Annotated in this window: 22 protein-coding genes and 1 tRNA gene; 10 read left to right on the forward strand and 13 right to left on the reverse strand. The window is 58.8% G+C overall.

What is annotated here, in order from left to right; translation table 11 throughout:
- Positions 1–47: 47 nt before the first annotated feature.
- A complete protein-coding gene (locus ACN2XU_RS15380; RefSeq protein ID WP_419411335.1) occupies positions 48–833 on the reverse strand; it encodes an RNA methyltransferase in 786 nt (261 codons plus the stop codon).
- A 146-nt stretch (positions 834–979) separates the two neighbouring features.
- Here ACN2XU_RS15380 and ACN2XU_RS15385 point away from each other — a divergent pair, with 146 nt between their 5' ends.
- Positions 980–1,597 (forward strand): thiamine phosphate synthase, encoded by a 618-nt coding sequence (locus tag ACN2XU_RS15385; RefSeq protein WP_419411336.1) that lies wholly within the window; start codon positions 980–982, stop codon positions 1,595–1,597.
- Between the two features lie 10 nt (positions 1,598–1,607).
- On the opposite strand, the gene olsA is transcribed toward ACN2XU_RS15385, so the two are convergent.
- The 3 genes from olsA to ACN2XU_RS15400 form a co-directional block, all read right to left on the reverse strand.
- On the reverse strand, positions 1,608–2,432 hold the full coding sequence (gene olsA, locus ACN2XU_RS15390; protein WP_419411337.1) for a lyso-ornithine lipid O-acyltransferase: 825 nt from the start codon (positions 2,430–2,432) through the stop codon (positions 1,608–1,610).
- Positions 2,429–3,190, reverse strand: coding sequence for an L-ornithine N(alpha)-acyltransferase (gene olsB, locus ACN2XU_RS15395; protein WP_419411338.1), 762 nt, complete (start codon positions 3,188–3,190; stop codon positions 2,429–2,431). The genes olsA and olsB overlap by 4 nt, the downstream gene beginning before the upstream one ends.
- Before the next feature lie 128 nt (positions 3,191–3,318).
- Positions 3,319–3,504: a DUF3553 domain-containing protein gene (locus ACN2XU_RS15400; RefSeq protein ID WP_419411339.1), complete on the reverse strand. Its 186-nt coding sequence runs from the start codon at positions 3,502–3,504 to the stop codon at positions 3,319–3,321.
- Positions 3,505–3,533: 29 nt separating this feature from the next.
- Here ACN2XU_RS15400 and ACN2XU_RS15405 point away from each other — a divergent pair, with 29 nt between their 5' ends.
- Positions 3,534–4,142, forward strand: coding sequence for a histidine phosphotransferase family protein (locus ACN2XU_RS15405; protein ID WP_419411340.1), 609 nt, complete (start codon positions 3,534–3,536; stop codon positions 4,140–4,142).
- A gap of 84 nt (positions 4,143–4,226) precedes the next feature.
- Here ACN2XU_RS15405 and ACN2XU_RS15410 read toward each other — a convergent pair whose 3' ends face one another.
- The 9 genes from ACN2XU_RS15410 to ACN2XU_RS15450 all read right to left on the reverse strand — a co-directional run bounded on the left by ACN2XU_RS15410 (position 4,227) and on the right by ACN2XU_RS15450 (position 12,826).
- Positions 4,227–5,492, reverse strand: coding sequence for a glutamate-5-semialdehyde dehydrogenase (locus tag ACN2XU_RS15410; RefSeq protein ID WP_419411341.1), 1,266 nt, complete (start codon positions 5,490–5,492; stop codon positions 4,227–4,229).
- Positions 5,493–5,558: 66 nt separating this feature from the next.
- Positions 5,559–6,668: a glutamate 5-kinase gene (proB, locus tag ACN2XU_RS15415; RefSeq protein ID WP_419411342.1), complete on the reverse strand. Its 1,110-nt coding sequence runs from the start codon at positions 6,666–6,668 to the stop codon at positions 5,559–5,561.
- Entirely contained in the window at positions 6,656–7,702 is a 1,047-nt protein-coding gene (gene obgE, locus ACN2XU_RS15420) for a GTPase ObgE (RefSeq protein WP_419411343.1), read from the reverse strand. Before obgE ends, proB begins: the two co-directional genes overlap by 13 nt.
- Before the next feature lie 275 nt (positions 7,703–7,977).
- Positions 7,978–8,367 (reverse strand): GNAT family N-acetyltransferase, encoded by a 390-nt coding sequence (locus tag ACN2XU_RS15425; protein WP_419411344.1) that lies wholly within the window; start codon positions 8,365–8,367, stop codon positions 7,978–7,980.
- A 268-nt stretch (positions 8,368–8,635) separates the two neighbouring features.
- Complete coding sequence (locus ACN2XU_RS15430) at positions 8,636–9,175, reverse strand: GNAT family N-acetyltransferase (RefSeq protein ID WP_419411345.1); 540 nt, start codon at positions 9,173–9,175, stop codon at positions 8,636–8,638.
- A 185-nt stretch (positions 9,176–9,360) separates the two neighbouring features.
- Positions 9,361–9,630: a 50S ribosomal protein L27 gene (gene rpmA, locus ACN2XU_RS15435; RefSeq protein WP_348500723.1), complete on the reverse strand. Its 270-nt coding sequence runs from the start codon at positions 9,628–9,630 to the stop codon at positions 9,361–9,363.
- Positions 9,631–9,651: 21 nt separating this feature from the next.
- Entirely contained in the window at positions 9,652–10,236 is a 585-nt protein-coding gene (locus ACN2XU_RS15440; RefSeq protein WP_419411346.1) for a 50S ribosomal protein L21, read from the reverse strand.
- A gap of 316 nt (positions 10,237–10,552) precedes the next feature.
- Positions 10,553–11,620 carry a calcium-binding protein gene (locus tag ACN2XU_RS15445; RefSeq protein ID WP_419411347.1) on the reverse strand — a complete coding sequence of 356 codons (1,068 nt, stop codon included), beginning with the start codon at positions 11,618–11,620 and terminating at the stop codon, positions 10,553–10,555.
- Between the two features lie 387 nt (positions 11,621–12,007).
- Positions 12,008–12,826, reverse strand: a complete 819-nt coding sequence (locus tag ACN2XU_RS15450) for a hypothetical protein (protein WP_419411348.1) — start codon at positions 12,824–12,826, stop codon at positions 12,008–12,010.
- A 155-nt stretch (positions 12,827–12,981) separates the two neighbouring features.
- On the opposite strand from ACN2XU_RS15450, the gene ACN2XU_RS15455 reads away from it, so the two are divergent.
- From ACN2XU_RS15455 to ACN2XU_RS15490, 8 genes are all read left to right on the forward strand, one after another.
- Positions 12,982–13,071: transfer RNA gene (locus ACN2XU_RS15455), tRNA-Ser, on the forward strand.
- Between the two features lie 162 nt (positions 13,072–13,233).
- Positions 13,234–14,601, forward strand: a complete 1,368-nt coding sequence (locus ACN2XU_RS15460; RefSeq protein WP_419411349.1) for a tyrosine-type recombinase/integrase — start codon at positions 13,234–13,236, stop codon at positions 14,599–14,601.
- A gap of 1,156 nt (positions 14,602–15,757) precedes the next feature.
- Entirely contained in the window at positions 15,758–16,264 is a 507-nt protein-coding gene (locus ACN2XU_RS15465; RefSeq protein ID WP_419411350.1) for a BRO-N domain-containing protein, read from the forward strand.
- A 638-nt stretch (positions 16,265–16,902) separates the two neighbouring features.
- Positions 16,903–17,538, forward strand: a complete 636-nt coding sequence (locus tag ACN2XU_RS15470) for a recombinase family protein (RefSeq protein WP_419411351.1) — start codon at positions 16,903–16,905, stop codon at positions 17,536–17,538.
- 305 nt (positions 17,539–17,843) lie between these two features.
- A complete protein-coding gene (locus ACN2XU_RS15475) occupies positions 17,844–21,308 on the forward strand; it encodes a hypothetical protein (protein ID WP_419411352.1) in 3,465 nt (1,154 codons plus the stop codon).
- Positions 21,305–21,781 (forward strand): response regulator, encoded by a 477-nt coding sequence (locus ACN2XU_RS15480; protein WP_419411353.1) that lies wholly within the window; start codon positions 21,305–21,307, stop codon positions 21,779–21,781. Before ACN2XU_RS15475 ends, ACN2XU_RS15480 begins: the two co-directional genes overlap by 4 nt.
- Positions 21,774–23,003 carry a phosphorylase family protein gene (locus ACN2XU_RS15485; protein ID WP_419411354.1) on the forward strand — a complete coding sequence of 410 codons (1,230 nt, stop codon included), beginning with the start codon at positions 21,774–21,776 and terminating at the stop codon, positions 23,001–23,003. The genes ACN2XU_RS15480 and ACN2XU_RS15485 overlap by 8 nt, the downstream gene beginning before the upstream one ends.
- Positions 23,004–24,047: 1,044 nt before the next feature.
- Positions 24,048–26,111, forward strand: a complete 2,064-nt coding sequence (locus ACN2XU_RS15490; RefSeq protein ID WP_419411355.1) for a hypothetical protein — start codon at positions 24,048–24,050, stop codon at positions 26,109–26,111.
- Positions 26,112–26,563 lie beyond the last annotated feature (452 nt).

A 26,563-nucleotide genomic window follows, 5' to 3' on the forward strand; every position in this document is an offset into this window, starting at 1 on the left:
CCTCCCTGACGGTCAGCCGTGCCGGACTGGATGCAGATCCCCTGCGTTCAGTCCGGCTCCTTGTCGTTGGACGTGTCTTTTGCCGCCACAGCCTGATGCTCTTTCCAGCGCACCATCTGGCGCATGATGCCATGCAGCATCTGCACGTCTGCCCGGGTGAGCGGCAGGCGGCTCCACAGGTTGCGCAGGTTGAGCTTCATGCTGCCCGCCTTGTGCGCGGGATAGAAAAAACCCGCCTCTTCCAGCCGCTCTTCATAATGGCGCGACAGGTGATCGACCTCCTGCACCGCGGCCCAGTCGGTGCCCGCCAGTTCCTCGCGCAGGGGCACGACCTCGGCGCTTGCCCGTTGCCATTCATAGGCACAGAGCAACACGCATTGCGCCAGGTTAAGCGAGGCGAACTGCGGATTGACCGGTACGGAGATGATCGCATTGGCCTGTGCGATGTCCTCGTTTTCCATCCCGGCTCGTTCCGGTCCGAACAGGATGGCGACTTTCTGTCCATCGCCGATGCGCCGCGCGGCCTCGCGCATGGCCTCTTCGGGGCTGTAAACCGGTTTGGTCAGATCGCGCGAACGCGCCGTTGTGGCAAAAACATAGGTGCAGTCCGAGACCGCCCCGGCGATATCCTCGAACTGCTGCGCCTCGTCCAGAAGCCGCCCCGCGCCGCTGGCCATGGCATTGGCGCTCGGGTTGGGCCAGCCATCGCGCGGCGCGACGAGCCGCATCCGGTCGAGCGAGAAATTCCACATCGCCCGCGCCGCCGCGCCGATGTTTTCGCCCATCTGCGGACGGACAAGGACAAAGTTGGGCTGGGGCGTGTCGGTGGGCATGGGTCACTCCTGTTCTCCGGCTTCCCCTAAGCGGAGCGGCGCGATTTCGCAAGCCACCGCACCCGGCAGGAAAGGCGCAATACCCCATGGTCAAAGGCGAAGCCCCGCGATAAACGAAACACCACGCAAAGCACAGGAGACAGTCCATGAGCGCCGAGGATGCCCCCCAGATCTATCTCGTTACGCCGCCGGTGTTCGATCTTGGCAGCTTTCCGGGGCAACTGGCCCGCGTGATCGAGGGGCAGGAGATCGCATGCCTGCGTCTCAGCCTTGCCACCCGCGACGAAGACACGCTGACCCGCGCCGCCGACGCGGTGCGCGAGGTGGCGCACCGCTTTGATGTGGCGCTGGTCATCGACACGCATGTTGTGCTCTCGCAGCGGCTCGGTCTTGACGGGGTTCATCTGACCGATGGCGCGCGCTCCGTGCGCGCCGCCCGCAAGACGCTTGGCCCCGATGCCATCGTTGGCGCATGGTGCCGCCAGTCGCGGCATGAGGGGCTGAGCGCGGGCGAGGCTGGCGCGGATTACGTCTCCTTCGGGCCCGTCTCCGGCACGCTAGGCGATGGCGGGACGGCGGATGACGATCTCTTTGGCTGGTGGTCGGAGATGGTCGAGGTGCCCGTGGTCGCCGAAGGCGGCCTGACCGAAGCGCGCATCCGCACACTCACCCCGATGACGGACTTCTTTGCCATCGGCGAGGAAATCTGGTCCACCGAAGACCCGCTGACCACGTTGAAGACCCTCTGCGCGGCGATGACCTAAGCCAGTGCGCTCAGTCGTCCGGCAGGTCAAACCCCTGACGTAGCTGCGATTCCACCTGCGCCGCCAAGCTCTTGCGATTCGGGAAGTCGTCCACGCGCACCGGCGTGTGATAGATCAACCGAACCATGCCGTGGCGCGGCGTGCCCAGCATGGTCAGCAGGGAGCCGCCGAAATCCATCTCCCCCCACCAGCCGTAAAACGCCTCCGGCGCGCCCTCGGGCGCCCGGTAACGGACGCTGACCGCCTGAATGTGCATTTCATGCCGCAGCTTATCCGAGAAGAAGGCCGCGAAGAGCGTGGTCTTGAAGGGCAGCACCCGGCGCCCGTCCGTCGAGGTTCCCTCGGGAAAGAACAGCAGCTTGTGTCCATGCATCAGCCGCTCTTCGAACACCTCGGTTTGCTTTCGCGCTTCGCGGCGATCGCGCTTGATGAAGACCGTGCCTGTCGCCCGCGCCAGCCAGCCGATGCCCGGCCAACCGGCGACCTCCGCCTTGGACACGAAGTAGACGCACTTTCGGCTGTTCAGAACGAAGATATCCAGCCATGACGCATGATTGGCGACGATTGCGCCCGGCTGTCTGAGGAAGGTTCCCTGGGTTTCCACGCGCAGACCCAAGAGCGCCAGAACAGTCCGGCAGACGCCAAGCGTGATCCAGGGAGTAACTGGCCGGTCCATGCCAAAAAGTGGCCGCTCAATCATCCGGACCAGCAAGAGCAACCCCAGGCCGCCAAACACGACAAACGCCATCGGCACGCCGCGCAGCACGACGAGCGCCCAGTTTTTCATGCCGAACCGCGGCTGTGGCGGTGGCGGCGGGCCGTCCCATGTGCTCATGCGCCGCCGTCCCGAACATAAAGACCGCGCTGCCGCGCGTTCATGCGCTCCGTGTCCATGACAAGGCAGATGTCCGTGGTGTTGAAGGCATGGTCGACAAACGCGCCCTCGCCCACGGTGCCCCCAAGCCGCAAATACGCCTTGATCAGGGCCGGTATATCAAGCATGGCCGCGCGCCGGTCGAGGTCGGCCTCGGGGATCAAGTCCATGTTCTGAAACTGCCGTGCGCGCACCCGAAGGGCCGGCGGCGCAAGATGGCGGTGATGCAAGAGCGATAGGGGCGCGGCGAGCGCGGCTGGATCGGTGCCGTGAAAGCTCGCCACGCCAAAGAGAATCTCGATCTCGTGCCGAAGGACATAATCCGCCAGCCCTTGCCACAGATGGAACATCGCAGGGCCGCCGCGATACTCCGGATGCAGGCAAGATCGACCCAATTCCAACAACTTGCGCTTCGAGGCGCGCAGCGGGGTCAGGTCATATTCATCCTCGGAATAGAACTGTCCGGCCGCATGCGCCTGATCGTCCCTCAGCAGGCGATAGACACCGACAACCGCATTGCCGCGCGCAAGATCCCGCACCATAAGATGATCAAAAAAAGGATCGAACCGGTCCTGTTCGAGCCGCTGCTCATGATCCACCAACGCGCCGTCGCCGCCGAGTTCCTCGACGAACACATCGTAGCGCAGGCGCTGTGCCTCGCGGACGGCGGCTTCGTCAGCGGCAAGTTCCACCGCAAAGCTCTGCTCACTGTTTGCCATCAATCCGGCTCCCGTGGCTCTTTTCGCCGCACTTCTAGGCAGCGTCCGCCCGGATCACAATGCCATGACCGCGCGTCACAATGGTTACCGACCAATATCGACGTTAATACTTCTTAAACTTGTGATCGTTAATTTTCGTTATACACTGGGATTAAGATGATCTGGCCACCATCGATCACGACCTTGCCTTCCTCTCGGAAGTTGACCGTGACTTTCCCGCTGATATTGGACTGCACCTGTCCAATGCCCCAGTCGGGTTCATCAGGGTGCGTGACCAGCATGCCGGGTTCAAGAAATGAATTGAGCTCGTCCATAAAACAGTCCTTTCGAGCGGAGCCTCTTGATGACCAAAGATAGTGCCACTCTTGCCTCCTTGGTAGGGTCGCGTCTGTGCCATGACCTGATCAGCCCGGTCGGGGCCATACAGAACGGGTTGGAGCTGCTGGATCTTTCGGGGTTCAGCAGCGACATGCCCGAACTGGAACTGATCCGCGACAGCTGTGCCAACGCCGCCGCGCGCATCCGCTTCTTCCGCGTCGCCTTCGGCAGCGCCGCCGATACGCAGATGATGGGAGAGCGGGAGATTCGCGCCATCTTCAACGATCTGACGCGCGGTGCCCGGGTGAAGGCCGAGTGGCGCCCCACCAAGGATATCCTGCGCACCGAGGTGCAGCTCGCCTTCCTTGCGCATCTGTGCTGCGAGGCGGCCCTGCCCCAGGGCGGCAACGTGCGCCATGAACGCGGCGAGGTCGGTTGGTCCATTGGCGCCACCGGACCGCGTCTGAACGTGGTCGCACCGCTCTGGGCGCATCTCAGCGGCGGACCGGGACCAGAGGAAATCACCGCCGACAAGGTGCAATTCGCCATGCTGGCCTGCCTGACGCAGGATACCGGCCGGACCGTGCGCGTGCACCATGGCGAGAACAGCCTGAGGCTGGAAATCCTGCACTGACGGTTACGAGTTCGGTGACAGGCAGACACCACGACACCCGGCGCAAAGGGGCAGCGCCGGGTGTTTCATTGATTGGGCAAACGGTTATTTGCGGATCGTGCCGTCTCCGGAGACCTGATACTTGAAACTGGTCAGTTGCATCGCACCGACCGGACCGCGCGCGTGCATCTTGCCGGTGGCGATGCCGATCTCCGCGCCCATGCCGAACTCGCCCCCATCGGCGAACTGGGTCGAGACGTTGCGCATCAGGATGGCACTGTCGAGCCGCTGGAAGAAGCGGGCGGCTGCCGCGTCATCCTCAGTCAGGATGCAATCCGTATGGCTGGAGCTGTAATGGTTGATGTGAGCGATCGCCGCGTCGATGTCGTCCACCACCTTCGCCGCGATGATCATGTCGAGATACTCGCAGCCCCAATCGCTCTCATCCGCCGGTTTGACGCCTTCGATGGTTTGCAGCGCCTCGTCGCCCCGGACTTCGACACCCGCTTCAAGCAGCGCCCGGATCAGCCCCTGCCCTATGGTGTCCAGCACGTCGCGGTGGATCAGCAGGCATTCCGCCGAGCCACAGATCCCGGTGCGGCGGGTCTTGGCATTCATCACCACCGCAAGCGATTTGACCGGGTCGGCCTCCTTGTCGACATAGATATGCACGATGCCTTCGAGGTGCGCAAAGACCGGCACACGCGCCTCGCGCTGCACCAGTCCGACAAGGCCCTTGCCCCCGCGCGGCACGATCACGTCGATATAGGCGGTCATCTTGAGCATTTCCTGCACCGCGGTGCGGTCCCGCGTCGGCACCCTCTGGATCGCATCCTCCGGCAGATGCGCGGCGCGCAGACCTTCCACGAGGCACTCATGGATCACCCCGGAGCTGTGAAAGCTCTCAGAGCCACCGCGCAGGATCACCGCATTGCCCGCCTTCAGGCACAGCGCCCCGGCGTCGGCCGTCACGTTGGGGCGGCTTTCATAGATTACGCCGATGACGCCAAGCGGCGTGCGCACGCGCTGGATGTGCAGGCCAGTGGGCTGGTCCCATTCGTCGATGATGGCGCCCACGGGATCGTCCTGCGCCGCCACGGCGCGCAGCCCGTCGACGATGCCCTGGATACGCGCCTCGTCCAGCATCAAACGATCCAGCATTGCGTCCGACAACCCCTTGTCCCGGCCATATTCCATGTCCTTCGCATTGGCCTCGATGATCTCGGCGCGGCGGGTCCAGACGGCCTCCGCAGCCGCCTCCAGCGCCGTTTGCCTGGCCGCCGCTGGTGCAAAAGCAAGCTCCTGTGACGCGGCCTTGGCGCGCGTCCCGATGTCCTGCATGAGGGCGGGAATGTCGGTCAGGTCTTTCATGACGTGTCTCGCTTTTTCGAGTTTGGGTATCGGTAAATTAGAGAACCGGACAGCTTCAGGCCAGCGTTAAAGGGCCATGTCGTCGCGGTGGATCAGAACGGCGCGGCCCGGATAGCCGAGCAACTCTTCGATTTCGGCGCTGTGGTGACCGGCGATGGCACGGGCCTCTTTGCTGGTATAGCGGCTCAGCCCCTGCCCCAGCGTGCGCCCGCCACCGACAATGCGGATCGAAACCGGATCGCCACGTCCAAAATCGCCCACCACCGCGCGCAGCCCGGCCGGCAGCAGGGATTTGCCCGAGGTCAAGGCGCGCGCCGCGCCCTCGTCCACCTCGACGATGCCGCGCGGTTTCATCGCCGCGATCCAGCGTTTGCGCGCCGCATGCGGGTCGAGCTGCGGGGTGAACCAGGTGGCCGGCGCGCCTTCGGCGAGGCGCTTCAACGGGTGGTTTTCAAAGCCATGGCAAATCGCCATGGCGCATCCGGAGGCGGTGGCCGTCTTGGCCGCCATCAGCTTGGTCTTCATGCCGCCTTTCGAAAGGCCAGACCCTGCATCCCCGGCCATCGCCTCGATCTCCGGCGTGATTTCCGTCACTTCGTCAAACCGCGTGGCGGCGGCATCGGTGGACGGGTTGCCGGTATAGAGGCCATCGACATCCGACAGCAGGATCAGCGCATCGGCCCCAACCGTGACGGCGATCTGCGCGGCCAGGCGATCATTGTCGCCATAGCGGATCTCGTCCGTCGCGACGGTGTCGTTCTCATTGACGATCGGCACCGCGCCAAAGCCCAGCAACGTATCGAACGTGGCGCGGGCGTTGAGATAGCGGCGACGGTCCGCCGTATCCTCAAGCGTCAGCAGCACCTGCGCCGTAGTCAGCCCGTGCGGCGCGAGCGCCTCTTCGTAAGCTCGGGCAAGGCGGATCTGCCCGACGGCTGCGGCGGCCTGGCTTTGCTCAAGCGGCAAGGCGGTCGGCGGCAACTGCAGCACCCCGCGCCCAAGCGCGATGGAGCCGGACGAGACCAGAACCACATCCGCGCCGCGCTGTTTCAGGGCCGCCACATCCTGCGCCATGGCATGCAGCCATTGACTGCGGAGCGCGCCCGTTTCGCGATCGACAAGCAGCGCCGAGCCGATCTTGACGACGATGCGCCGTGCCGCGCTCAGGGCGTCCATGTTCCGTCCTCGTCCTCCCCGCGCATCTCGCGGGCCTCTGCCGCGCGCAGCGCGCTGACATGCGGACGCAAGGCACGGAGCACCTCGGTCACGCCTTCCTTGGAGGCGCCGGACATCAGCATCACATCAGACGCGCCAGCGTTTTCAAGCTCATCTTTGAGGAACACCCGCTCCTCGTCATCCAGCGCATCAATCTTGTTGAGGACGGTGACACGCGGCTTGTCCGCCAGCCCCGCGCCGTAGGCTTCAAGTTCGTCCACGATGGTCTGATAGTCTTCGATCAACGTCCCGGAGGTGCCGTCGATCAGATGCAGAAGCACCGCCGAGCGCTCGACATGGCCAAGGAAAATATCCCCCAGGCCACGGCCCTCATGCGCGCCTTCGATGAGGCCGGGGATGTCGGCGACTACGAATTCGGTGTTGTCCACCCCGACGACGCCGAGGTTCGGATGCAGCGTGGTGAAGGGATAATCGGCGATCTTCGGCCGGGCGTTGGAAGTGGCGGCGAGGAAGGTGGATTTTCCCGCGTTGGGCAGGCCCACGAGGCCGACGTCCGCGATCAGCTTCAGGCGCAGCCAGAGCGTGCGCTCGACCGCGTCCTGACCGGGGTTGGCGCGGCGCGGGGCCTGGTTGGTGGAGGTCTTGAAGTGCAGGTTGCCCCAGCCGCCATTGCCGCCGCGCGCGAGCAGCACGCGCTGGCCCAGCTCGGTCAGGTCCGCGACCACGGTATCCTCATCCTCTTCGAGGATTTCCGTTCCAACAGGAACCCTTAGCACGATGTCATCGCCATCGGAGCCGGTGCGGTTGCGCCCCATGCCGCCCTGCCCGTTCTTGGCAAACCAGTGCTGCTGATAGCGAAAGTCGATGAGGGTATTCAGCCCGTCCACCGCCTCGGCCCAGACGTTGCCGCCCTTGCCGCCGTCGCCGCCGTCGGGACCGCCGTATTCGATGAATTTTTCACGGCGGAAGGAGATGCAGCCGTTGCCGCCCGCGCCGGAGCGGATGTAGACCTTGCAGAGATCGAGGAACTTCATGGGACTGGCTTTCTCAGTGTTTCGCGCGGTGTATCCGGGATTAACGCAGGCCTCAAGCGGCGCTGTTTAACGCGGCGCGCGCAGGGGTAATGGCGCGTTCGGTCGTCGCGCAACGGGCAAGTCTTGTGGCCCGCCACCGCGCCACCACAACGCTGTTCCGGATGTTAACCATTCTGCCGGACGCATTAACCAGCATTTGGTACGATTCTCGCCGAGTTTGGTACAAAATTCGGATCCTGTCTGCCGGATGCGCCCGGTTTGCGGCTGACCTCGCGTCAGATTTCGTAAACCGGTGCATTTTCCCAGGCCTCGCGGCTCAATGTGAGCAGGACCAGGGGCACCGGTTTGCCCGTCGACAGCGGCGTGACGGGGCCACCCTCGCCAGTGATCGCGAAGCCGCGTTTGCGCAAGACCCCGGCGGAGCGCGGGTTTCCGACGTGATGGCTCGTGCGCAGCGGCGGCGGCATCGGGCCGCTGCCGCAGTGATGCGCAAACAGCGCCGCGCCCGCCTCCGTCGCGATGCCCTGCCGCCGGGCCGCGCGGGCGAGCCGGAAGCCGAAATCCGCGTTTGATGCCGATTGTGCCGGGCACCGCGCCGCCGTGGCGCGTGGTGGCGCGCAGCTGTTGGCTGTTGGCGCGGGTGTCCGTGGTGCAGTGCGCCGCATGGCAGGAGCGGTCGGGATGCGCAAAGACCGCCAGCCCGCGCGAGACCTCGAAATCATCCAGCCCGTCGGTCAGCGCCATCACGTCCGAACGGTGCAGCGGGCGAAGGGTCAGGCGGGGTGTGGTCAGGATCATGGCAGGATCTGCTCTTGGCCGCGGGTGCGGGGGTATACCCCCGCCCTACGCACGGAAGGGATTGTGCCGATGGGCGGTCACAGAGCCGGAGGGGCCGTAGGGCGGGGCTCTGCCCCGCACCCCGGCGAGGCGATGTCAGGTCAGTCGGTTGATATAGGTCCAGGTTGGCACCTTGGCCGCGCGGGCGACCGAATAGGCCTCGGCATCGCCGATGTACTCGAACCCGCAATTCACCAGAACCCGCGCCGAGGCCGGGTTGTCCTGAAACGAGCAGGCAAACAGGGTCTCGTTGCCAAGCGGATTCGCCGCGACCAGCGCCTTTGCGGCGTCGGAGGCAAGGCCGGTGTTCCAGAACGGCGGCGCGATCCAGTAGCTCAGCTCGGATTGCGCCTTGTCCATGATCTTCAGCGTCATGATGCCCATCAGTTCCGGCCCATCCGCCCGCGTGCCATCCAGCGCCCAGACCATGGTGTCGCGTTCGGCGGCGGTCGAGCGGGTAACGAAGGCCTCGGACGCGCCTGGCGGCAGCGGATGCGGAATCGACGTGGTCATTCGGGCCACGCGTTCATCGCCCGCGTAGTGGTCGATCAAGCCCATGTCGGACCGGCGCACCTGCCGCAGGTCGAACCGATCAGCGGTGATCTGCGGCTGTTTTTCCAAACTATCAATACTCATTTGCACGCTCCTCCTGTGCAATGGGCAGGCCGGGCTTCGGTGTCCTTGCCCCGTGTGCGGACAATGCCGTGCACGAAGGCGGTGTCCGGCCTAGGCAGGACCACCAGAACGCGAGTACCAGAAACGAAAAAGGGGACCGGCTTTCCCGCCGATCCCCTTTGTGTCTTTCAAACCTTAAGGACGGCTTATTCTGCGGCCTCCGCCACTGGCAGAACCGAAATAAAGGTGCGGCCCTTGAGGCCCTTGTGGAAGGTCACGGCGCCGTCAACGGTTGCAAAGATCGTGTGATCCTTGCCCATGCCAACGCCCGCGCCCGGCCAAAACTTGGTGCCGCGCTGACGCACGATGATGTTGCCCGGGATCGCGGCCTGACCGCCATACAGTTTCACGCCGAGGCGACGCCCTGCGGAGTCGCGACCGTTGCGGGAGGAACCGCCTGCTTTTTTATGTGCCATTGAGTTACTCTCCTATCTCTATCAAGCCAGGGTCTTGGCCTGGTCGACCCACTCGGGCTTCACCTTGGTGGCCTCGAAGGTCTCGGGGTCCACGGCTGCCAGCTGGGCGAAAGTGGTGATACCCGCTTCGTTCAGCTTCTTGACTGCTGCAGGGCCAACGCCGGTGATCTGGCTCAGATCGTCACCGCCTGCGGCGGGGGCGTCTGCCTTGGCGGCTTTCGCGGCCGGGGCTGCCTTGGCGCCGGGCACAGAGCCTGCACCCACGGCGGCCTTGACGCCGGACTTGTCTGCGCCTGCTTCAAGGATCTCGGTGATCTTGATCAGGGTCAGCTTCTGGCGGTGGCCTTTGGTGCGCTGCGAGCTGTGCTTACGGCGGCGCTTGACGAAGTGGATCAGCTTCTCACCCTTGATCTGGTCGACGACTTCGGCCTGAACGCCTGCGCCTTCGATCAGCGGTGCGCCGACGACGACCTTGTCGCCCCCGAGCATCAGGATGTCGTTGAACTGAACGGTTTCACCCGCGTCTGCAGCCAGCTTTTCCACCCGGAGCATATCGCCCGACTGGACCTTGTATTGCTTGCCGCCGGTCTTGAGTACCGCGAACATGCGCGTCTTCCTTCGTGTTGCCGCGTCCTGTGGCCCCGGTTTGATCCGGCGTTTGGTGCCCTCGGACAGCGCGCCCCTTTGGGGACGGTTGTCAAAAACATAAGCCGCCCCGGAGTCGGGGCGGTCGTAGAGGCCCTGCGTTTATGCCGGGGTTCGGCATAAGTCAAGGCGGAAAGCCCCTGCTCCGGCCGATGGCTTGGTGGCCGTCGCTGGCGGGCGCGTGATCCGCTCTATCGCCTGCGGCTCCGGCCCACAATGCAAAAGAAAAGGCCGGGCCGCGCATGTGGCGGTCCGGCCTTCGACAATCCGGCGTCGATCAGGCGAAGAGGAAGTCTTCCTCGCCGAATTCGGATTCGTCGGCGTTGTCGAAGCTGGCGAGTTCCTCGCCATCATAGGACAGGTGCACGATGCCGTCGTCATCGGTGCTGATCATCAGGTCCTCGTAGGTTATGCCGGTGTCGCGCAGGTCGATCACGTCGACGCCCTGTTCGAAGCCCACGATCTGATCGCCACCGCCGTCATTGGCCAGCACGTAGGTGTCGTTGCCTTCGCCGCCTTCGAGCACATCGAAGCCTTCGCCGCCATTCAGCGTGTCATCGCCATCCTCGCCATAGAGGCTGTCGTCGCCAAGGCCGCCACCGATGTCGTCATTGCCCGCGCCGCCATAAAGCAGATCGTCCGCTTCCTGCCCGTCGAGCGTGTCGTTGCCGGTGCCGCCGTACATTTCGTCCTCGTCCTGACCGCCGGTCAGCGAGTCGTTGCCGGCGCCGCCATCCATGTAGTCGTTGCCGTCCCAGCCCATAAGTGTGTCATCGTCTTCGTTGCCGTAGAGCGTGTCGTCGCCGACACCGCCCTGCACGAGATCGTTGCCGGTGCCGCCATAGAGCGCATCGCCGCCGTCGCCGCCGTTGAGCGTGTCATTGCCCTGCTCGCCATAAAGCGTGTCGGACCCTAGATCGCCGTAGGCCTGATCCGGATCGTCGCCGCCCACGAGTTCATCGTCGCCCGCGCCGCCATAGAGCGTATCACTGCCCTCACCCGCCTTCAGCGTGTCATTGCCATCGCCGCCGTCGAGCACTTCGCTGGCGGAGGTGCCTTCGATGTAATCGTCCTGGCTGACCGTGTCCTCACCGCCGATCGTGTCTTCGCCCGAGGAGTCGCCCCAGCTGTAGTTGCAGCTCTTCCAGTCGTAATACTTGCTCGACCAGTTGTAGAGCTTGCTGCCCCAGCTGCCCCAGGACGAGCCGCTGTGTCCGCCGGAATAGCTGCCCCAGCCCGACCAGGAGCTGCTCCACGAAGAAGAATAGGACGAGCCGCCCCAACCGGAATACGAGTAGCTGCCATAGTTGCAGCCGCCCCACGAAGAATACGAAAAATAGCTCACGGACTTTTCCCTTGTTCACGCTCGTGATGGTCGGTCAGCTACCCGGCCCACGAGCAAAACCCCACAAGTCTTGAAACCGCCGCAATCACAGGGAATGTGCAAGGATTTTGCCAGTTTAGCCGCAAATTTGCCGCTTTCACAGGAAAGCATCCTGTGCATTGGTCACGGTTCAGGAAACGACCCGGCCCCTCGATCGGAATTGTTTCCCAGGGCCGCAGTCCACCCCGCAGAGCCAATCGAATCGGCGCAGGATCCTTGTTCCTGTCGCAGGCAGCCGCACAAAACGGGCGCGCCTTGCAGAAAAAACCGACGTGCCGGGCCTGTTTGGCGTGCAAAAGATCAGTCCGGGATCAGGCGCGCGCCGAACGCAGGCAGCAATGGACGGGATCAGAGATCCTCGCCCTTCATCTGCTGCGCCACGGCGAGGCCGAGCGCATAGGAAATCTCGTCGTACATGGTGTTGAAGCCGTCAAAGAGCGCGCGGTTCAAGGCTTTGCCCTCTGGCGTCGAAGACATCTCGATATAGGCCTCCATGGCGCGATCTTCGAGCGGACCATAGGCCAGCAGCATGTAGGCAAAGAGCCATTCGCGCGTCTCCGCGCGGGTTTCCGGCTCCTGCGACCAGACATCGGCAAGAATCTCCTGCTCCGACATGACAAAAGCGCCGCCATCAACAAGGCCGCGATAGAACTGGAACGAAGCATTCATCGCGCCGGTCACATTGGCTTCGATCAGGTCATTTGCGGCGATGAATTCGCGGACCTGCGCCAGCCGTTCGTCATCGCTGCCTTCGAGATCCTGAAAGCTGCTGCGGGCGGCGGCTTCGACGTCTTCATCGACCATGGCCCGGCGTGCGTCGAGCTCAAGCTGAACAATCTGATCGCCGCGCGCGCTGTCGAAGAAATCGATCAGGGGTTCGGCCTGCGTCTCGCCAAAACTGCGGCGGAAGGTGTCGCGCACCACCTTTCCCATCTTCTCGGTATCGTAGATCCGCGTGAGCATGGCTTGCCATGCGGCGTTGCCCGGCACCCCCAGCATGTCGCGGGCCAGAACCTCACCGTAGTTGAGCCCTTCGGTGCGCATGATCTCGATCATCTCCTCGATGTGCACGGCGCGCATCAGCTCGTCCACGGGGGCGGAGCGGACCGGCGTGGCAAGGCAGAGAATGGCCAGACTGGCCATCAGGGACTGTCGGATCGGCTGCATGGGGGCTCCCTTGGTTTCATCCTTGAATCTATGGCCGCCATGCGGGAAATCCAAGGGCCGTTCGTACGGTTCAGAAAGAACCTGCTCATGGGCTGCGATTTCCCTGTTGCACGCCGCACCGAACCTCGCTAAACGCCCCCTACCCAGACCCCCGCGGAGAGGTGCCGGAGTGGTCGAACGGGGCGGTCTCGAAAACCGTTGTCCCTTCACGGGGACCCAGGGTTCGAATCCCTGTCTCTCCGCCAGATCAACTAACATACTGATATCGTTAGTTGAAAATGGGTGTAGTACACCCTACCCTGTGGTACATGACGGACCACATTTCTCCCCACGACACGCCTTCAGGCCCGCGAGCGCCTGACATGCAGTTCCTCACAAAACCCAGAGGTCGCGGGTACGCGCTACGAATGGCCACTCCCGAAGTGTTGATCGGCACCGAGAGCCCATGGACGTCACGCCCTTTCGGGAAAGAAATCAAACTTGGCCTCAACACCCGCAATCACGCGGAAGCTGTTCGTGTTCGCGACATCAGGATTGGTCAGATCAGACAACTAGAGGCCGAAGCAGAGGCGTCAGCGGGCAAGAAGACGGTTGGCAAGATCATCGACCTAACGCCTGAGAACGCCGCAGAGTGGCGGGCGATGCGGGCTGAGTCGTCTAACCCGGAGGGCTTGGACCACATCCTCATAGACAAGCTGGAACACGCCGCAGAGGCAGGTAAAGAGAGAGAGGCGTCAGCCTTCGGACAAATGGTCTTCAAGGGCGCAGTGCCCCTCTCTGACGCTCTCAAGATGTATCTGGAGGACCGGAGCGAAGGAAACCCGTACGGCTTTGACCCACTGGCGACCACGACCGCCCTGGACGTCAAGACATCCGTCAGGCACCTGAGCAAGTTTCTGGACACCGAGACTCCGATATTGCCCGACATCACAGCGGACGTCGCATTCCGCTTTCGGACGCAGTATCTGCCATTGGTCGCCAAGGTAGGACCGAAGACCATTGCCAAGCATATGACCCTCCTTCGAGGACTATGGGCATGGGCCATTGAGGACAAAAAGCTCCTTCGCGGCCAACGCGGACGGCCAATCCGCAATCCTTGGAACATTGTCACGAAAGGAACACCGAAGACCAAAGCCAGCCGCCCTCGTCCTGAAGAAAGTCGAGCGGCATTTACGCCCGAAGAAGTGACCGCATTGTTCGAGGGCACACGCCAACAGGGCTCACGAGAAGGAGACATCGTCAGGTTGGCACTGGCGACTGGCTGCCGTGCTGACGAGATTGGATCGCTCCATTTACGCCATGTCCGGTCAGACGGGTCAGGGTTCGACATTGCGAAGGGTAAAACTGACAATGCCCGCCGGTTTGTGCCGGTTGTTGAGGAAGCCCAGAGACTACTGAAGAACAGGATTAGGGAGGCCACGGCGAAGCAGGCGGGAACTCCTGAAGACACCATGCGCCTGTTCCCAGAGTGGCCATTGAAGCCGTCAACGCAAAAGGCAAATTCGGTGTCTCAATGGTTCACGCGATACCGCAGAGCAACCTTGGGCGCTAATTCTGATGGCCGATTGGTCATGCACTCTTTCCGGCACACATGGCGAACAATTGCGCGGCGCGGTGGTGTGCCTGAAGACCGGATCCACGAACTCGGGGGATGGGAAGGCGATAAGACTACGTCGAGAGTGTACGACCATGGACTGACGGAAGATCAACTAACGAAAGCCCAACAGGAAGTATGGGTTTCGCTAAGAGATGCAGGATACCTAGACGCCTTTTGAGATTATGTTCCACCATTGCAGGTAGAACCTGTGGGGGGTCTCTCTGGGCAACTGCAAACTCAAGACATGAGCTGCGTTCCAGACCACCTTATCGACCGAGCTATGGGGGGTAAGGGGGGGCATCTGGGATGCAACTCAAGCCCCATACCACTAATGCCTCCACTATAGCTGGAACCACATTAGGGACATCCAGCCACCTCCGTCAGGAGGCCATCCTATCACTGATGGGAAGACCACTAGGAGGGGAGCCTTGTAAGTTGAGCAAGCGATGCAGACCGCCATAGTGATCGCCCCAACAGTGGAGGTCCATGGTCTAGTGTCCAAGGTATGGGCCTCGCTGCATTGCCAAACCGCATCAGAATCCACATGAGCGATGATACCCTCTCCTGCGGAGGAGGTGGCATTGCACCTCATGCTATCCACAATGGCGGGCTGAGCTTTCTGGCATCCGCTCCCGCCTGTGCAAAACCCAGCTCAAGCTTCAGCACATGTAGTCCTTCTATAAGATACTGATGACGCTTTTGAGCGGTGACCAACCGCCCGTCGCATTCCCCATTCACACAGTACAGTCCGACCGTTCCCGCTTCCGATGACCACGGTAGGGGTTCATTGCCTGATATCGGGCTCCCCATAGAGCCTATGCCGGAAGAAAGAACACGCACCATGACTATTCAACCTAGCTTCACCCAGTGCCCCAACTGTGGCGACGAATTCAAATTCAGGTCCAACAAACGGTTTTGTTCTGCCAACTGTCGTAAAGCATCGTCCACGAAATCGAACCGAAAGGAGAATCCGGCCAATGCCCAATCGAGTCCAACAGTGAAGCGCACTCAGACAGAAGACTATGATTTGGCCGGGTACCTTGCCGAAATCCTATTCAGCCTTCCGCCTGACCAACGGCTTGGATACGCTGAGAATCTCCTGCAACGGGCGAGAAGCGGTCACGAGCCGCGACTGCGGCGCATACTGACCAATCCGAAGTTCATTCGTCCCGACCCCCGAAAAAAGCACATGTTCTATCGACGTCGCCCAAAGGTTTATCCCACAATTTCACAGGCGTTGGATCGTTACTGCCGCGCATCACCTTGGAATGCTGGAGTAGCGGCTGTGGTCCGGCGCAAAGTAAAACAGCCGCACACTGGCGAAGTGATCGCCCATGGAGCATTTAGCCCGTCAGTTGTCGGTTTGGTCACCAGAGTTTCCGTGGGTATTGGTCGGCTTGCCGCTTGAAGCGAAGGCCAAGTGGGGCCAATGGGAGATCGCACTCCAAGCAGCCGAACGATGTCGGCAGCCGCAGCGTTTTCCCCTATCGATCTTGCCGAATGCCTCGGCCCGCAGGGTGAACCACGTGTTCGACTTCAACGACCAAGACGAGCTTGTCGCCACCATCGACGGTGCCCTTTGGTTCTTAGCAGTGGACGTAAGCAAGGCCCTCGGGATCGCCAACATCTCACGCGCCACCTTTAACCTTGGAGAAGACGTGTTTATTCGCCGGAACGTCACCGGCAAGCGCGGCAAGCCGCCCAAGCTCGTCTACGAAAGCGCTGTCTACGCGCTGATCATGCGCCCCAACAAACCACCGGCCCTTGCCTTCCAAGACTGGGTGACTGGCGTTGTCCTCCCCGGGATCCGCAAGGACGGCGGCTACGTCATGGGCGAGTAGAAATTTGCCTCCGGTGATATGTCCAAGGACGAGCTGGTGGTCCGCACCGCCAGACCAATTTTTTCTCGAATATCTGAGTAGTCTATCTACAGGGCGCAGCGGTTGATGCCCCCCTTCGCTCTTGGGATGCAGGGGGACTTGCGGTTGAGGGTCGACATAGCAGCAGCCCTCAGCCTGTTGCTAGTCCGGTGGACCCTCGCGGCGAAGGGTTGATGCGGGCGTTAGGTAGACGCGCAGGCACCCAGCGTATAGCAGCAGCTCGGATCCACATGGGGCGGTCAAGCGCTCCACTCTCCATTGACTGATCGTGACAGTGTCCCAGAAGACGCTGAAGCGGCCCAACAGGCGCAGGCTAATTATGTGTCTGAACATTGGTGCGGTGTCCTTCTACTATGGCACACGCAAGGCGTTCAGGTATGCGACTTTGCATAGATTGCCTTGCTCTCAGGGGTAGCAGGCAAAACGGGCCATCTCGCTGCGACAGGTTGACTCACCCGAGACATTTATTCGTTTGTCCGCAAGGGTATACCAGAACGGTCACGGCTAACAGCACGGCCAGAGGTGTCCGAAAAGGTTGACTTATATCAACGGACAGCAATTCTAACGGACACAAATCAAACGGACACTTTGGAGGCACCATGTCCCAGACCATCTTGTACGCCCGCGTGAGCACATCAGACCAGAACTTGGACCACCAAAGAACGCAGGCAGAGGCCGCTGGTTTCCAGATAGACGAAGTGGTCGCGGATCACGGTGTCTCGGGCGTTTCCACCCATTTGTTTGATCGCCCCGAGGGCAAGAGGCTCGACGACAAACTCCGGCGCGGAGATGTCCTTGTGGTCCGCTGGGTGGATCGCTTGGGCCGCAATTATCAGGACGTAACCGACACGATCCGCCATTTCATTCGCAAAGGCGTGGTCATCCGCACAGTGATCAACAACATGACCTTCGACGGGGCGACCACAGACCCCACTCAGATGGCCGTGAGAGACGCGCTGATCGCCTTCATGGCGGCAACGGCGCAGGCTCAGGCAGAAGCCACCAAAGAGGCCCAGAGAGCGGGCATAGAGGCCAACAAGGGCAACCCAAAGAAGTACAGGGGGAAGAAGCCCAGCTATGACGCTGAATCCCTGCATCGAGTGCAAACCATGGCAGCTGAAGGGGCAGGAACCACAGTTATTGCGCGAGAAACCGGTTTGACCAGACAGACTGTCTTGAGGATCAAAGCCGACCCTGTCGCGGCAGAGGCGGCGTTGGAAAGGTGGAGTTCTTAATAGAAGTGGTATCCAAGAAGGGCGTAAAGCGGAAGTTTACTGCGGGTGCGATAGACAAGCGAAATTTGTCAGAAGCAGTCATTCCCGAGGAAACTCGGACCGATAATATGTAACTTCTGGGGCAGTCGCACAACTTTGGCGAGCCAAAGCGTATTCGAAACAGCATAAAGTTGAAGGCTTTGAATGGCATTCGGTCCAACTGGAAGTTTTTTCTTTAGACCTTGATGCAGCTTGCATAAGTGTTCAAGTATGCAGCAGTATTTTCTAGATGATGTAGGTTCCAACACATACGGTACTATTTTTCAATGGCAAGAACTTCTGACCTTACAGCGCTACAGAATCAGTATCGTGGAATTGTTGCTGCGTTGCGGAGCACTGGCTTCAGTGAAGTCAAGAAAAGCAACGAGCTTGCGCGACAGTACTGGACTTCTCTGAAAAGCCTTTTCTTTGCCGCGAGGGAAAAACTGCATTCCGAAAAGTTTCAAGAGTTCATGACATGGGTGGATTCTCAGGAGTCGACCTTGTTAACCGATATAAGAGGCCTGCCAAAAGGTTATGAACAACTAGCAGGTGTTGCAGATTCCAAACCGGTTGACTTGCACACCGAGCTTCGATGGGCAACTGCAGTTCTGGAGCGACACAAAGAACCCTTAAGAGAGTTTCGTAGGCTAGCGGACCAGGTGGGTGCACACGTTCTTCAGGATGAGTTCTCAGAAGCTATCGACGTTTTGAACGCCATCGAAAACGAATGGGGCGTTAGTCTGTGGAGCTTGCAGTTGCGGATTGCACTGACAAACGAAGCTTCTGGGCTTGAAGCGCAGAAGACGGTGGTTGCCGAAGCTCGAGCGGTCTTCGATCGTGGTCTATTAGGATACATTGCATATCACATAGGTGTCAGAAATGAGTCGAGGACTACGGCTTCTCGATTTACCGCGACCACCGAAACTAGGATCGCGAAACACCCTAGCTTTTCAAAAGAAGTAAAAACTTACCTGCGTCACGTCATTATCGGAGAATTTCCAACTTCGCTAACTGGGATGGCAGAAGTTCTGCGAGTATCACAAAGCCATCATTTCTTTGACTTGTATGAAGATATGGTTTTGACGTTGCAGGCCCTGTGCTTGGATCAAGTCACCCAAGAGGTCCGGGCAGCAATCGCAGATTTTTTACGCATTTTCAGTATTTTGGAAGATTTTCGCCTGCCGAAAATCGCATTCGTGCTTGACAGAGCTCTTACTCTAAGTGGTGTTCAAGTTCAGGGAAACAACATCCTTGATGCGATACTACAAGAGCGATCCAGAGATGCTTTTAGGGAATTTACCAGATCAACTCAGCACCGATCACAGCCAAACCCCTGGGATTTCATCTATGTGGGATGGGCCGCGTCGGAAGGGCAATTCAAAGAACCTAAGGAAAAAAGGATCGTCCGCCGCTGCGTTCGATTTGTAGCGGCCACTTTCACTAATACTGATCTATTCGATCCCCACGACGCCATCATAAAGATTTCCCGAAACTTCGGTCAGATCCCGTTCTTTCGTTCTTTGTCCAGCTACTCAGAACTCATCAATGGATCAGGCTTTCCAAGGGATTTGGACTACCGAATTATTGGCCTGAATTCCCCACGTGTTGGTTATGAAGATTTGAGCCCAGAACAAATTCTTAGCACGTCAAGCGGCACGAACCAAGCGCAGCCAGCAACAATCGATGTTTGGCGAGCGTTTGCTGGACAAGCTCCGCAAGAGCGGGATCCAATGGGAGTTTTGTCACTTTCTTATTCGCTCGGTAGAGCTCTACGAAGAGAAATCGAGATTCCTAGGCGCGAGCCGCCCGACATAAATCGGAGGACGCTTGGTGCTAGGTACTTCTTTGAGGATGTGATCGCTCTGCTAGATGCGGACGAGGCCTTCGACAAGGCGGCCGTTCTCGAGGTTGTCGCTTCGGCTTGCTCAGAGGCCTATCACTCTCCGTTTCGACACAAAATTTCGAACGTACTGAGGGGGTACGGTTGGGAAGATTTTCGTCAGTGTTCAGACCCAATCATTCGATCAGTTGCAATTCACTTGGCTTGGGAAGCCAGTTTTGACTCAAGAATACGGTCAGTTCTGAGGTTCTCTATAAAGGACTTTTTCCGACAGGAATCCGCAAACCTGCCGTCTGAGTTAGAATGGCGTGATCTAGATGTGCCCAATAGCATTCTTGTTTATTTCTTGGCCTATGTCTGTACACCGGATGTGTTGGACATTTTGACAGAACTTAGGGGCACACGGCAGGTGCTCTCTGAGCGTGCAGGCATATGCCTAATGCTACAGGACATTGATCCTGAAAATCGACGCTACTACGCAGAAGAGTACGCTGCCGTGCAGGAGGAAATATCATTCTCCGAAGGTCAGTTGATAGTAGATAGCAGCAGAATCTACGTAGAAACACCACAGCTTCGTCAGTGGGCCAAAACTAATCTAGCAGAGGACTATTCTAGATATCGAGATCTCGCCAGAGTTGACATCGAAGATACGCAGCCCTTCGACGAACTGTTGCGAGAAATTCGAACTGGGAGAAGAGACGTTAGCGCCTCTTTCACAGCTAAGAGTGAAGCAGATATAATACTGTTTGGGATCTTAACTAGACTGCGTGATGAGTTCTTAACCAACTCATCGTTTGGTCTTGATTTCTTTTTGAGCAAAAGAATCCGACATCAATCGTTCATCGGATCAATCCGCGCACCACTTGAGCACGAGGAACTAATCACAAACCGCTCAGACGAGGAGAGCGAATACAAGCCAAATTATCAGTGGGTGAATCGACTATCGGTTCATAATAACGAATCTAGAAGCGCGCTTCTGAAATCATTCGAGAGATTTTCAGAGGATTTTGACGCGGAACTTATTTCGGCAAAAGACAAATATTTCCAAATCAACAGCAAAGAGTTTCCCGGCGGATTAGTGTTTTTGCCGTTAACATCAAACATAGTCTCTTTAACAAAATCTCTAACCCCAATTGACTATAATTTCGAGGATTTTCTTGATACTGCGATCGCTTTCATTTGGATCGGCCTTGAGCCGTCTTTGGCAATAATCCGAGGCTATATCAAAGATGAACTCAAGGAAAAAATTATTGCCCTGATCGATAAGCTTCGCAGGGAGGTAAAGGAAGCCATCGGACCCACAACTGAGTTTCTTGAGTTTGATGCGAACATTGGGCAGCGTTCAAGAGAAGTACAGGTAAAGCTGGATGAATGCGCAGGTTGGTTTGCACGAACCAATCTCGACTTCACAGAATCGTCTTTCGAGTTGGAAGAGGCGGTCGGGATGGCGCAAAGTTTCGCATTGTCCTGTTTACCAGGGTTCGAGCCAGAAATAGACCAACCGAGCATTGAGGCGAACACACGGTTACGTGCGCCTTCCCTCGTTCATCTGCACGATCAGATATTGATCGCCCTTCAGAATGCAAAAGACCACTCCGGGTTGCGGAAGCCCAGAATCTCGATGTTCGCATATGCGGACGCAAGCGAAGGTGTACTGTCTATTAGAGTGGAAAGTGAGATCAAGCCAAGCCTCGTCGAAAAGGCGCGACAGGATGCAGATGAGCGCAAAGAAATGATTGCTGAAGGCCAGTCTTCGCTTCAAACTCGCAGGGAGGGAGGCTCTGGCTTTTTCAAGCTGGCTGCCGTGGCTGCACAATCAAGCAGAGGGAAGATTGATTTCGGTGTTTCCTTGGAAGATCGTTTCTTCTTAGAGGTGCAGTACTCTTTGGTGATGGAGGTTGCGACATGAACCCTCTTGCTTTGTTGGTCGAGGATGAAAGTCCAAAGCTTGCCCATATAAGGAAGTTCGTTCGCGAGAGCTTCTCCAACATTAGCGTTGTCGATGCGCGTTCTGTTTCTTCTGCACTTGAAGCCATCGAAACCGAAGACTTTGACTTCATGCTTCTCGACATGTCTTTGCCCACGTTTGATGTTGGACAGGGAGAACAAGGGGGACGCCCGCAGGGATTTGGTGGAATTGAGATTTTGCGACATTTGGAGATGTCCGGAACCAACCTTCAAACAATAGTCTTGACTGGATACGAGGCGTTTCCTGATGAAACTGGCGAACTTATCGGGCTGGAGACTTTGCGAAACCGAATGATGGACGAATTTCCTCTTACAGTCCGACAAGTAGTCCATTTTAGTTCTTCACTTGAAGGTTGGAAAGTTTCGCTCAGAGACGGTATCTCCTCAATTCTTGGAAGCAGAAAATATGGTTAAAATCCTAATCGTCGACGATCACCCGACTAGATACAAAGCGGTCACCAGTGGTCTTATTGAGATTGGTGTCGAACGAAGTGACATAAAGTTCCTTTCGTCTTCGGGTGAAGCTTTGGACGAGCTGACATCTAACAAGTATGATCTTCTGGTCCTAGATATTCTAATTCCCAAGTGGCCAGACTTAGACGCGGACAAAGATAATTCATCCGATCTTTTATTCGCCATCCAAAACCAAACTGAAATGCACAGACCTGATTATATAGTCGGCATAACGGCGGACCTCAGTGCCGCAGACGGTTCACTTCAAGAATTCGAAAAGAACACATGGACCGTAATACAATACTCCCCCACAGATGATGCTTGGATCAAGAAGATCCATAACTGCGTAAAGTACTTGCTGAAACGCTCGGAAGGAAACAGCGGCTTAAGCCGTGAATACGGATGTGACCTCGCAATAGTATGCGCCCTTAAAGAACCGGAACTCGAACAAGTTGTCCGACTTCCATGGAATTGGGAAGCTTCTCAACCGCTGGACGATGTCACATTTTATCGGAAGGGCACCATCAAGCTTGAGAAGAGGCAATACAGTGTGGCTGCCGTCCATGCATCTCGAATGGGAATGGTATCTTCTGCAGTTCTTGCGAGCAAAGTGATCGACAGACTACGTCCTAGGGTCTTGGCTATGACGGGCATCTGTGCAACTCACAAAAGAAAGGCCAACTTAGGAGACGTCATTGTCGCCGATCCAGCTTGGGACTTTCAGAGTGGGAAGCTCAAGATTGAGAAGAAAAAGCCAGTAATGGAGTTCAGCCCGCACCACATTCCGCTCTCTGCTTTTTTGCGCGGTAGAATGGAGCAGATGACTGGGGATGTTTCAATGGTTGCTGACATTGTTGGCGAATTTGGCTCCGATGCGCCTCCCGGTTTTAAGCTGCGCATTGGTCCTGTCGCATCAGGGGCTGCTGTTTTGGCTGACGGCCACGTGATAGAAGAGATAAGACAATTTCAGAATCGTGATGTTGTTGGGCTTGAGATGGAAATCTACGGTTTATATGCGGCGGCCCAACAGGCCTCATCGCCGCAGCCAAGATTTTTGGCAATAAAGGGTGTTTGCGACTTCGCTGACCCAGACAAACATGATGGAGCGCAGCGCTTTGCATCGTTTGCAAGTGCGCAAGTTTTGAAGCGATATGTGGAAAGCTACGCTGAAGATTTGTTCTGAATCTTGTGGCGGCTCGGGAAGGCCGTCCTAAACCTTTCTGCTTGGCGAATCTTGATAAAAGGACTTCCGCCGGTATCTCGCTCCCACACAATCTCCGTGGTGTGGAGGCGTCTCCCTCACTAGCGACTCAATGTGGTTTTAGCAATATCCCGAGAACTGGGCGAATTGGAGAAACGGGCATTCAGCTTTCTGTGACAACTGCGGATTTTATCCAACTGACACACCGCTCATCTGAGTCAAAATCTTTGGTTGTATCGAAAGTCTAGTTCGACGGCCGCACCGCAGCGGCGACATGTGTCGGTGAACGGCAACTATGGGCCATAAGCTACCAAAATCCTCAAAACTTAATTTGCCTGTCCAAAACCTGCTGCTTTACCAACAGAGTGAATGCGAAAGCGAAACCGCGCTGTAAAAGCCGCTTCTGGATGCAATCTGTTCTCGTTCGATGTCCGCAGCCACAACAACCTACCCCATGCAAGTCAAAATTTAACATGCGTTTTTGCTTCGGAAAAGCAAACGAGCAAGTTTCTGTCTCAATTTCAACCGGCAACTGCGGCCTGCTCGGCCATGGGATCCTGTGGTACATGTTGACCTACAAACAAAAACGGACCACAATATCACCTTAAGCGCATGATAAAGAATGAAAAAATGAAATTGAGATCGAATCCCTGTCTCTCCGCCACAAATATCAAGCCACCAAGTGCAAACGCAGCTACAGGCGCGGGATTTCCTGCGTCCTTCTGAAGACTTCGCGTATCGCGCCGCCTGTCTTTCGCAAAGCGCATGTCGGTGCTGTTTCCGCGGCTTGAGCTGCCCGGTTTGTAACCGATACCCGAGCGGTTTGATCGGACCTTGGACCGGCGGTTGTGGGTCCGGTTCTGCGGTGCGGACAGTTTTCATACGGCGAAAGTCTTGACGTCGGGCTACACGTTCGGGTTGATAAGCGGCGCCGATAAATTGTTTGGTTGGCGCATCTTACTGACAGCGGCTGTCGACGGTCTTTCGGCCCTTTGACAACCGGGACTTACAAAGGCTCTGACATTCATGAAGAAAACCTCTCGACTCGCGGCGTTCCTATGCGGGCTGCTCTTGACGAACGGCGCGTCCGCCCCGGCGCATGCACAGGAAGAATTCCTGCTCGAGGCCGGCAAGGCTGTTGTCGTGTTCGGCATCAAGCAGCTGGCCTCCGCCGCCTACGATTCCTCGTGCCGGAATGGCGCCTCCACCCGACCGGCCGAGGATGCCGGCGGCGATCTGATCTGCATGGCGGTCGGCTCAGCGCTTGGAAAGAGCGAGGAGGAATTCCGCCGCGACATGCGGGCCGGGCTGGAAAATCTCAATGCCGGGATCGCCCGTATCGAAGAACGGCTCGATGAGCTGAAAGCCGGGCAGGCCGCCTTGCAGGACGCGATTGGCGTGGTGGCGATGGCCGTGGACCTAATCCCGGCGGAAACCGAGGCCCATCGCAATCTGGTTAAAATCCGGGCCGCCTGGCGCGACCAGTTCAAAGGGTTTCTGAACGGCTCGCGCGATTTCAATGCCGAGCGCTCGGTGGCCTTTGCCAGGGAGTTGGTCTTTGCATCGCGGATCGCACAGAGCCTGTCGTTGCTCAATGAAACGCTGGTCGGGCGTGCGGCGGGGGACAAGCCACCGCTGATCGAACAGCAATTCAACCACCTGATGGCCAAGCTGGCGCTGAAGGAGGATGTGGATCTCGATACGGCCTATCTTCTGTTCAGCTCGATCATGGAGTCGCTGCAGCTGGAGCAGGCGCGCGGCGAGATCATGTATGCCTGGGCCGCCGCGATCCTGGAGGCACATTGCGCCGAAACCGGCGATTGCGCCGCTGCGCGGGATCTGCCCCACACGACCGAAGAATTCCGGGTTACGGCACTGCGGCACCGGGTGGAACAGCTGACGATGTTCAACCGCCTCGTCGAGCGCATGGTGCTGGCGCGCAGCGATCTGCATAGCCTGGAGGCCAACTTCCTGCATCATGACGCCGAGCTTCTGTTTGCATCGGCCGATCTGTTTACCGCGATCCAGCTGCGCGAAGGCTTCGGCATTCGTGGCCGGGTGATTTCCGCTGGCTCCGCCTTTGACGGCACGGTGACCATCGGTGGCCGGGTGCTGTCTGCCGGCAAGCCCACACGCCAGCAGGACCCGCGCAAGCCGGTCATGCCACCGCGCCTCAATGGCTCCACACAGCAGATCGACTGGTGGACCAAACCGGCCAACGCGGTGGTATATGACACCGTGCATTTCACCGACAGCTGGACAACGTATGACATCGCCGACAGCAGTTTTTCCCTCGGCAGCCATGCGGTCACGACCGCTCTGCCCTGGGTCAACGGTCCGGTGGAGGTGCGCCGTATCGACCTGTCGACCGGGCGGGTCGCGACAGACGACTCGCTGGCGGAAAATGTCGTCGAGTTCGGCAGTTTCCTCGCCATTGCGCGCGCCGGCGGCGCTTATGCCATGATGCACGAAGCCTGGGATGTAGGCCGCCAGGACTCGCCCGCCTATGCAAAAGGCACCAACACAGCCCCGCAGTTGAGCCAGCTACACGATGGCATGGTGGTCTACGCGTCGAAGTCCGTCCGCGACACCTCGGCGCGCGTAGATTCGGTCGAGCGCAACCGTGAGATCAAACGCATCCGAAACGTGACTTTCGCGGACGGGGGCACGGTTACGGTGCATATGAAATCGACCCCGCCGGGGATGCTCTATCCCGGCGCGCAGGAAGATGAGATCAACGCGGATGCTCCGCTGAATGGCGCGCTGAATTACTTCACCGACTACAAACAGGATGTGTTCAAACTTGCCTCAAGCCGGTTTTCTCTTCACACTTCGCTGCTGTTTATCCGCGACCGGGGATATAACGGGTTCTACTGGGATGTGAGCAAGGAGCCGACAAGCCCGACTGCGGGTGCGGTGACGATGGCGCCGGTGGAAACCCGGAGCTTTCAAGTCTCGGACGGCGAAGAACTCCGCGTCAAACTGGCAAGCCGCGTCAACTTTGAAATCGCCACGTCGGGCTTCGATGCCACGAGATACCGGTTCTTCACCGGGATCGCGCCGACCGAGGTCTACGTGACGCGCGAGTGAGGTCACAAAGCGCAGAGCCTGTCCGGCGCATCCGAGGCGCGCCGGGCAGATACTTGCGGGGGCAGCGCTCGGCCCTCCCCGGCTCACAGCGTCCGCATGTCCCCTCGCGCAGCGCCGCGCGGGCATCGGCCAGAACCGGAACCGAAGGATCGGTGGTTCCACAGCTGCCGTGCGCAAACCAAGACCGGCGGCACAGAACGCCGGGGCGCACGCCGACATCACCAAGACCGCAACAGCGCCGCCCTTGGGCCGTTGTCCAGGCGTAATGCCGCATCCAGAGGTGCACGCAAGTGAGCAGAGCGGCGGTGAGTCCGGGTCGGCCGGATTTCTCCTGCCGCGTCGTGATATTCCAGAAGTGTTTGATATTGTGTGAGGAACGCTCATTCAGGTTGCGCTGGCGGTCGATGGCGGGATCGACCGGGTGCTGACCCTTCCCGTCTCGCCGCGTCGGG

The sequence above is a fragment of the Pacificoceanicola niger genome (assembly GCF_048553275.1).
Classification (GTDB): domain Bacteria; phylum Pseudomonadota; class Alphaproteobacteria; order Rhodobacterales; family Rhodobacteraceae; genus Pacificoceanicola.

Bases quoted from the DNA above. Each gene is read 5' to 3' on its own strand.
- ACN2XU_RS15380 (WP_419411335.1), bottom strand. From the start codon at position 833: ATGCCCACCGACACGCCCCAGCCCAACTTTGTCCTTGTCCGTCCGCAG.
- ACN2XU_RS15385 (WP_419411336.1), top strand. From the start codon at position 980: ATGAGCGCCGAGGATGCCCCCCAGATCTATCTCGTTACGCCGCCGGTG.
- olsA (WP_419411337.1), bottom strand. From the start codon at position 2,432: ATGAGCACATGGGACGGCCCGCCGCCACCGCCACAGCCGCGGTTCGGC.
- olsB (WP_419411338.1), bottom strand. From the start codon at position 3,190: ATGGCAAACAGTGAGCAGAGCTTTGCGGTGGAACTTGCCGCTGACGAA.
- ACN2XU_RS15400 (WP_419411339.1), bottom strand. From the start codon at position 3,504: ATGGACGAGCTCAATTCATTTCTTGAACCCGGCATGCTGGTCACGCAC.
- ACN2XU_RS15405 (WP_419411340.1), top strand. From the start codon at position 3,534: ATGACCAAAGATAGTGCCACTCTTGCCTCCTTGGTAGGGTCGCGTCTG.
- ACN2XU_RS15410 (WP_419411341.1), bottom strand. From the start codon at position 5,492: ATGAAAGACCTGACCGACATTCCCGCCCTCATGCAGGACATCGGGACG.
- proB (WP_419411342.1), bottom strand. From the start codon at position 6,668: ATGGACGCCCTGAGCGCGGCACGGCGCATCGTCGTCAAGATCGGCTCG.
- obgE (WP_419411343.1), bottom strand. From the start codon at position 7,702: ATGAAGTTCCTCGATCTCTGCAAGGTCTACATCCGCTCCGGCGCGGGC.
- ACN2XU_RS15425 (WP_419411344.1), bottom strand. From the start codon at position 8,367: ATGCGGCGCACTGCACCACGGACACCCGCGCCAACAGCCAACAGCTGC.
- ACN2XU_RS15430 (WP_419411345.1), bottom strand. From the start codon at position 9,175: ATGAGTATTGATAGTTTGGAAAAACAGCCGCAGATCACCGCTGATCGG.
- rpmA (WP_348500723.1), bottom strand. From the start codon at position 9,630: ATGGCACATAAAAAAGCAGGCGGTTCCTCCCGCAACGGTCGCGACTCC.
- ACN2XU_RS15440 (WP_419411346.1), bottom strand. From the start codon at position 10,236: ATGTTCGCGGTACTCAAGACCGGCGGCAAGCAATACAAGGTCCAGTCG.
- ACN2XU_RS15450 (WP_419411348.1), bottom strand. From the start codon at position 12,826: ATGCAGCCGATCCGACAGTCCCTGATGGCCAGTCTGGCCATTCTCTGC.
- ACN2XU_RS15460 (WP_419411349.1), top strand. From the start codon at position 13,234: ATGGCCACTCCCGAAGTGTTGATCGGCACCGAGAGCCCATGGACGTCA.
- ACN2XU_RS15465 (WP_419411350.1), top strand. From the start codon at position 15,758: ATGGAGCATTTAGCCCGTCAGTTGTCGGTTTGGTCACCAGAGTTTCCG.
- ACN2XU_RS15470 (WP_419411351.1), top strand. From the start codon at position 16,903: ATGTCCCAGACCATCTTGTACGCCCGCGTGAGCACATCAGACCAGAAC.
- ACN2XU_RS15475 (WP_419411352.1), top strand. From the start codon at position 17,844: ATGGCAAGAACTTCTGACCTTACAGCGCTACAGAATCAGTATCGTGGA.
- ACN2XU_RS15480 (WP_419411353.1), top strand. From the start codon at position 21,305: ATGAACCCTCTTGCTTTGTTGGTCGAGGATGAAAGTCCAAAGCTTGCC.
- ACN2XU_RS15485 (WP_419411354.1), top strand. From the start codon at position 21,774: ATGGTTAAAATCCTAATCGTCGACGATCACCCGACTAGATACAAAGCG.
- ACN2XU_RS15490 (WP_419411355.1), top strand. From the start codon at position 24,048: ATGAAGAAAACCTCTCGACTCGCGGCGTTCCTATGCGGGCTGCTCTTG.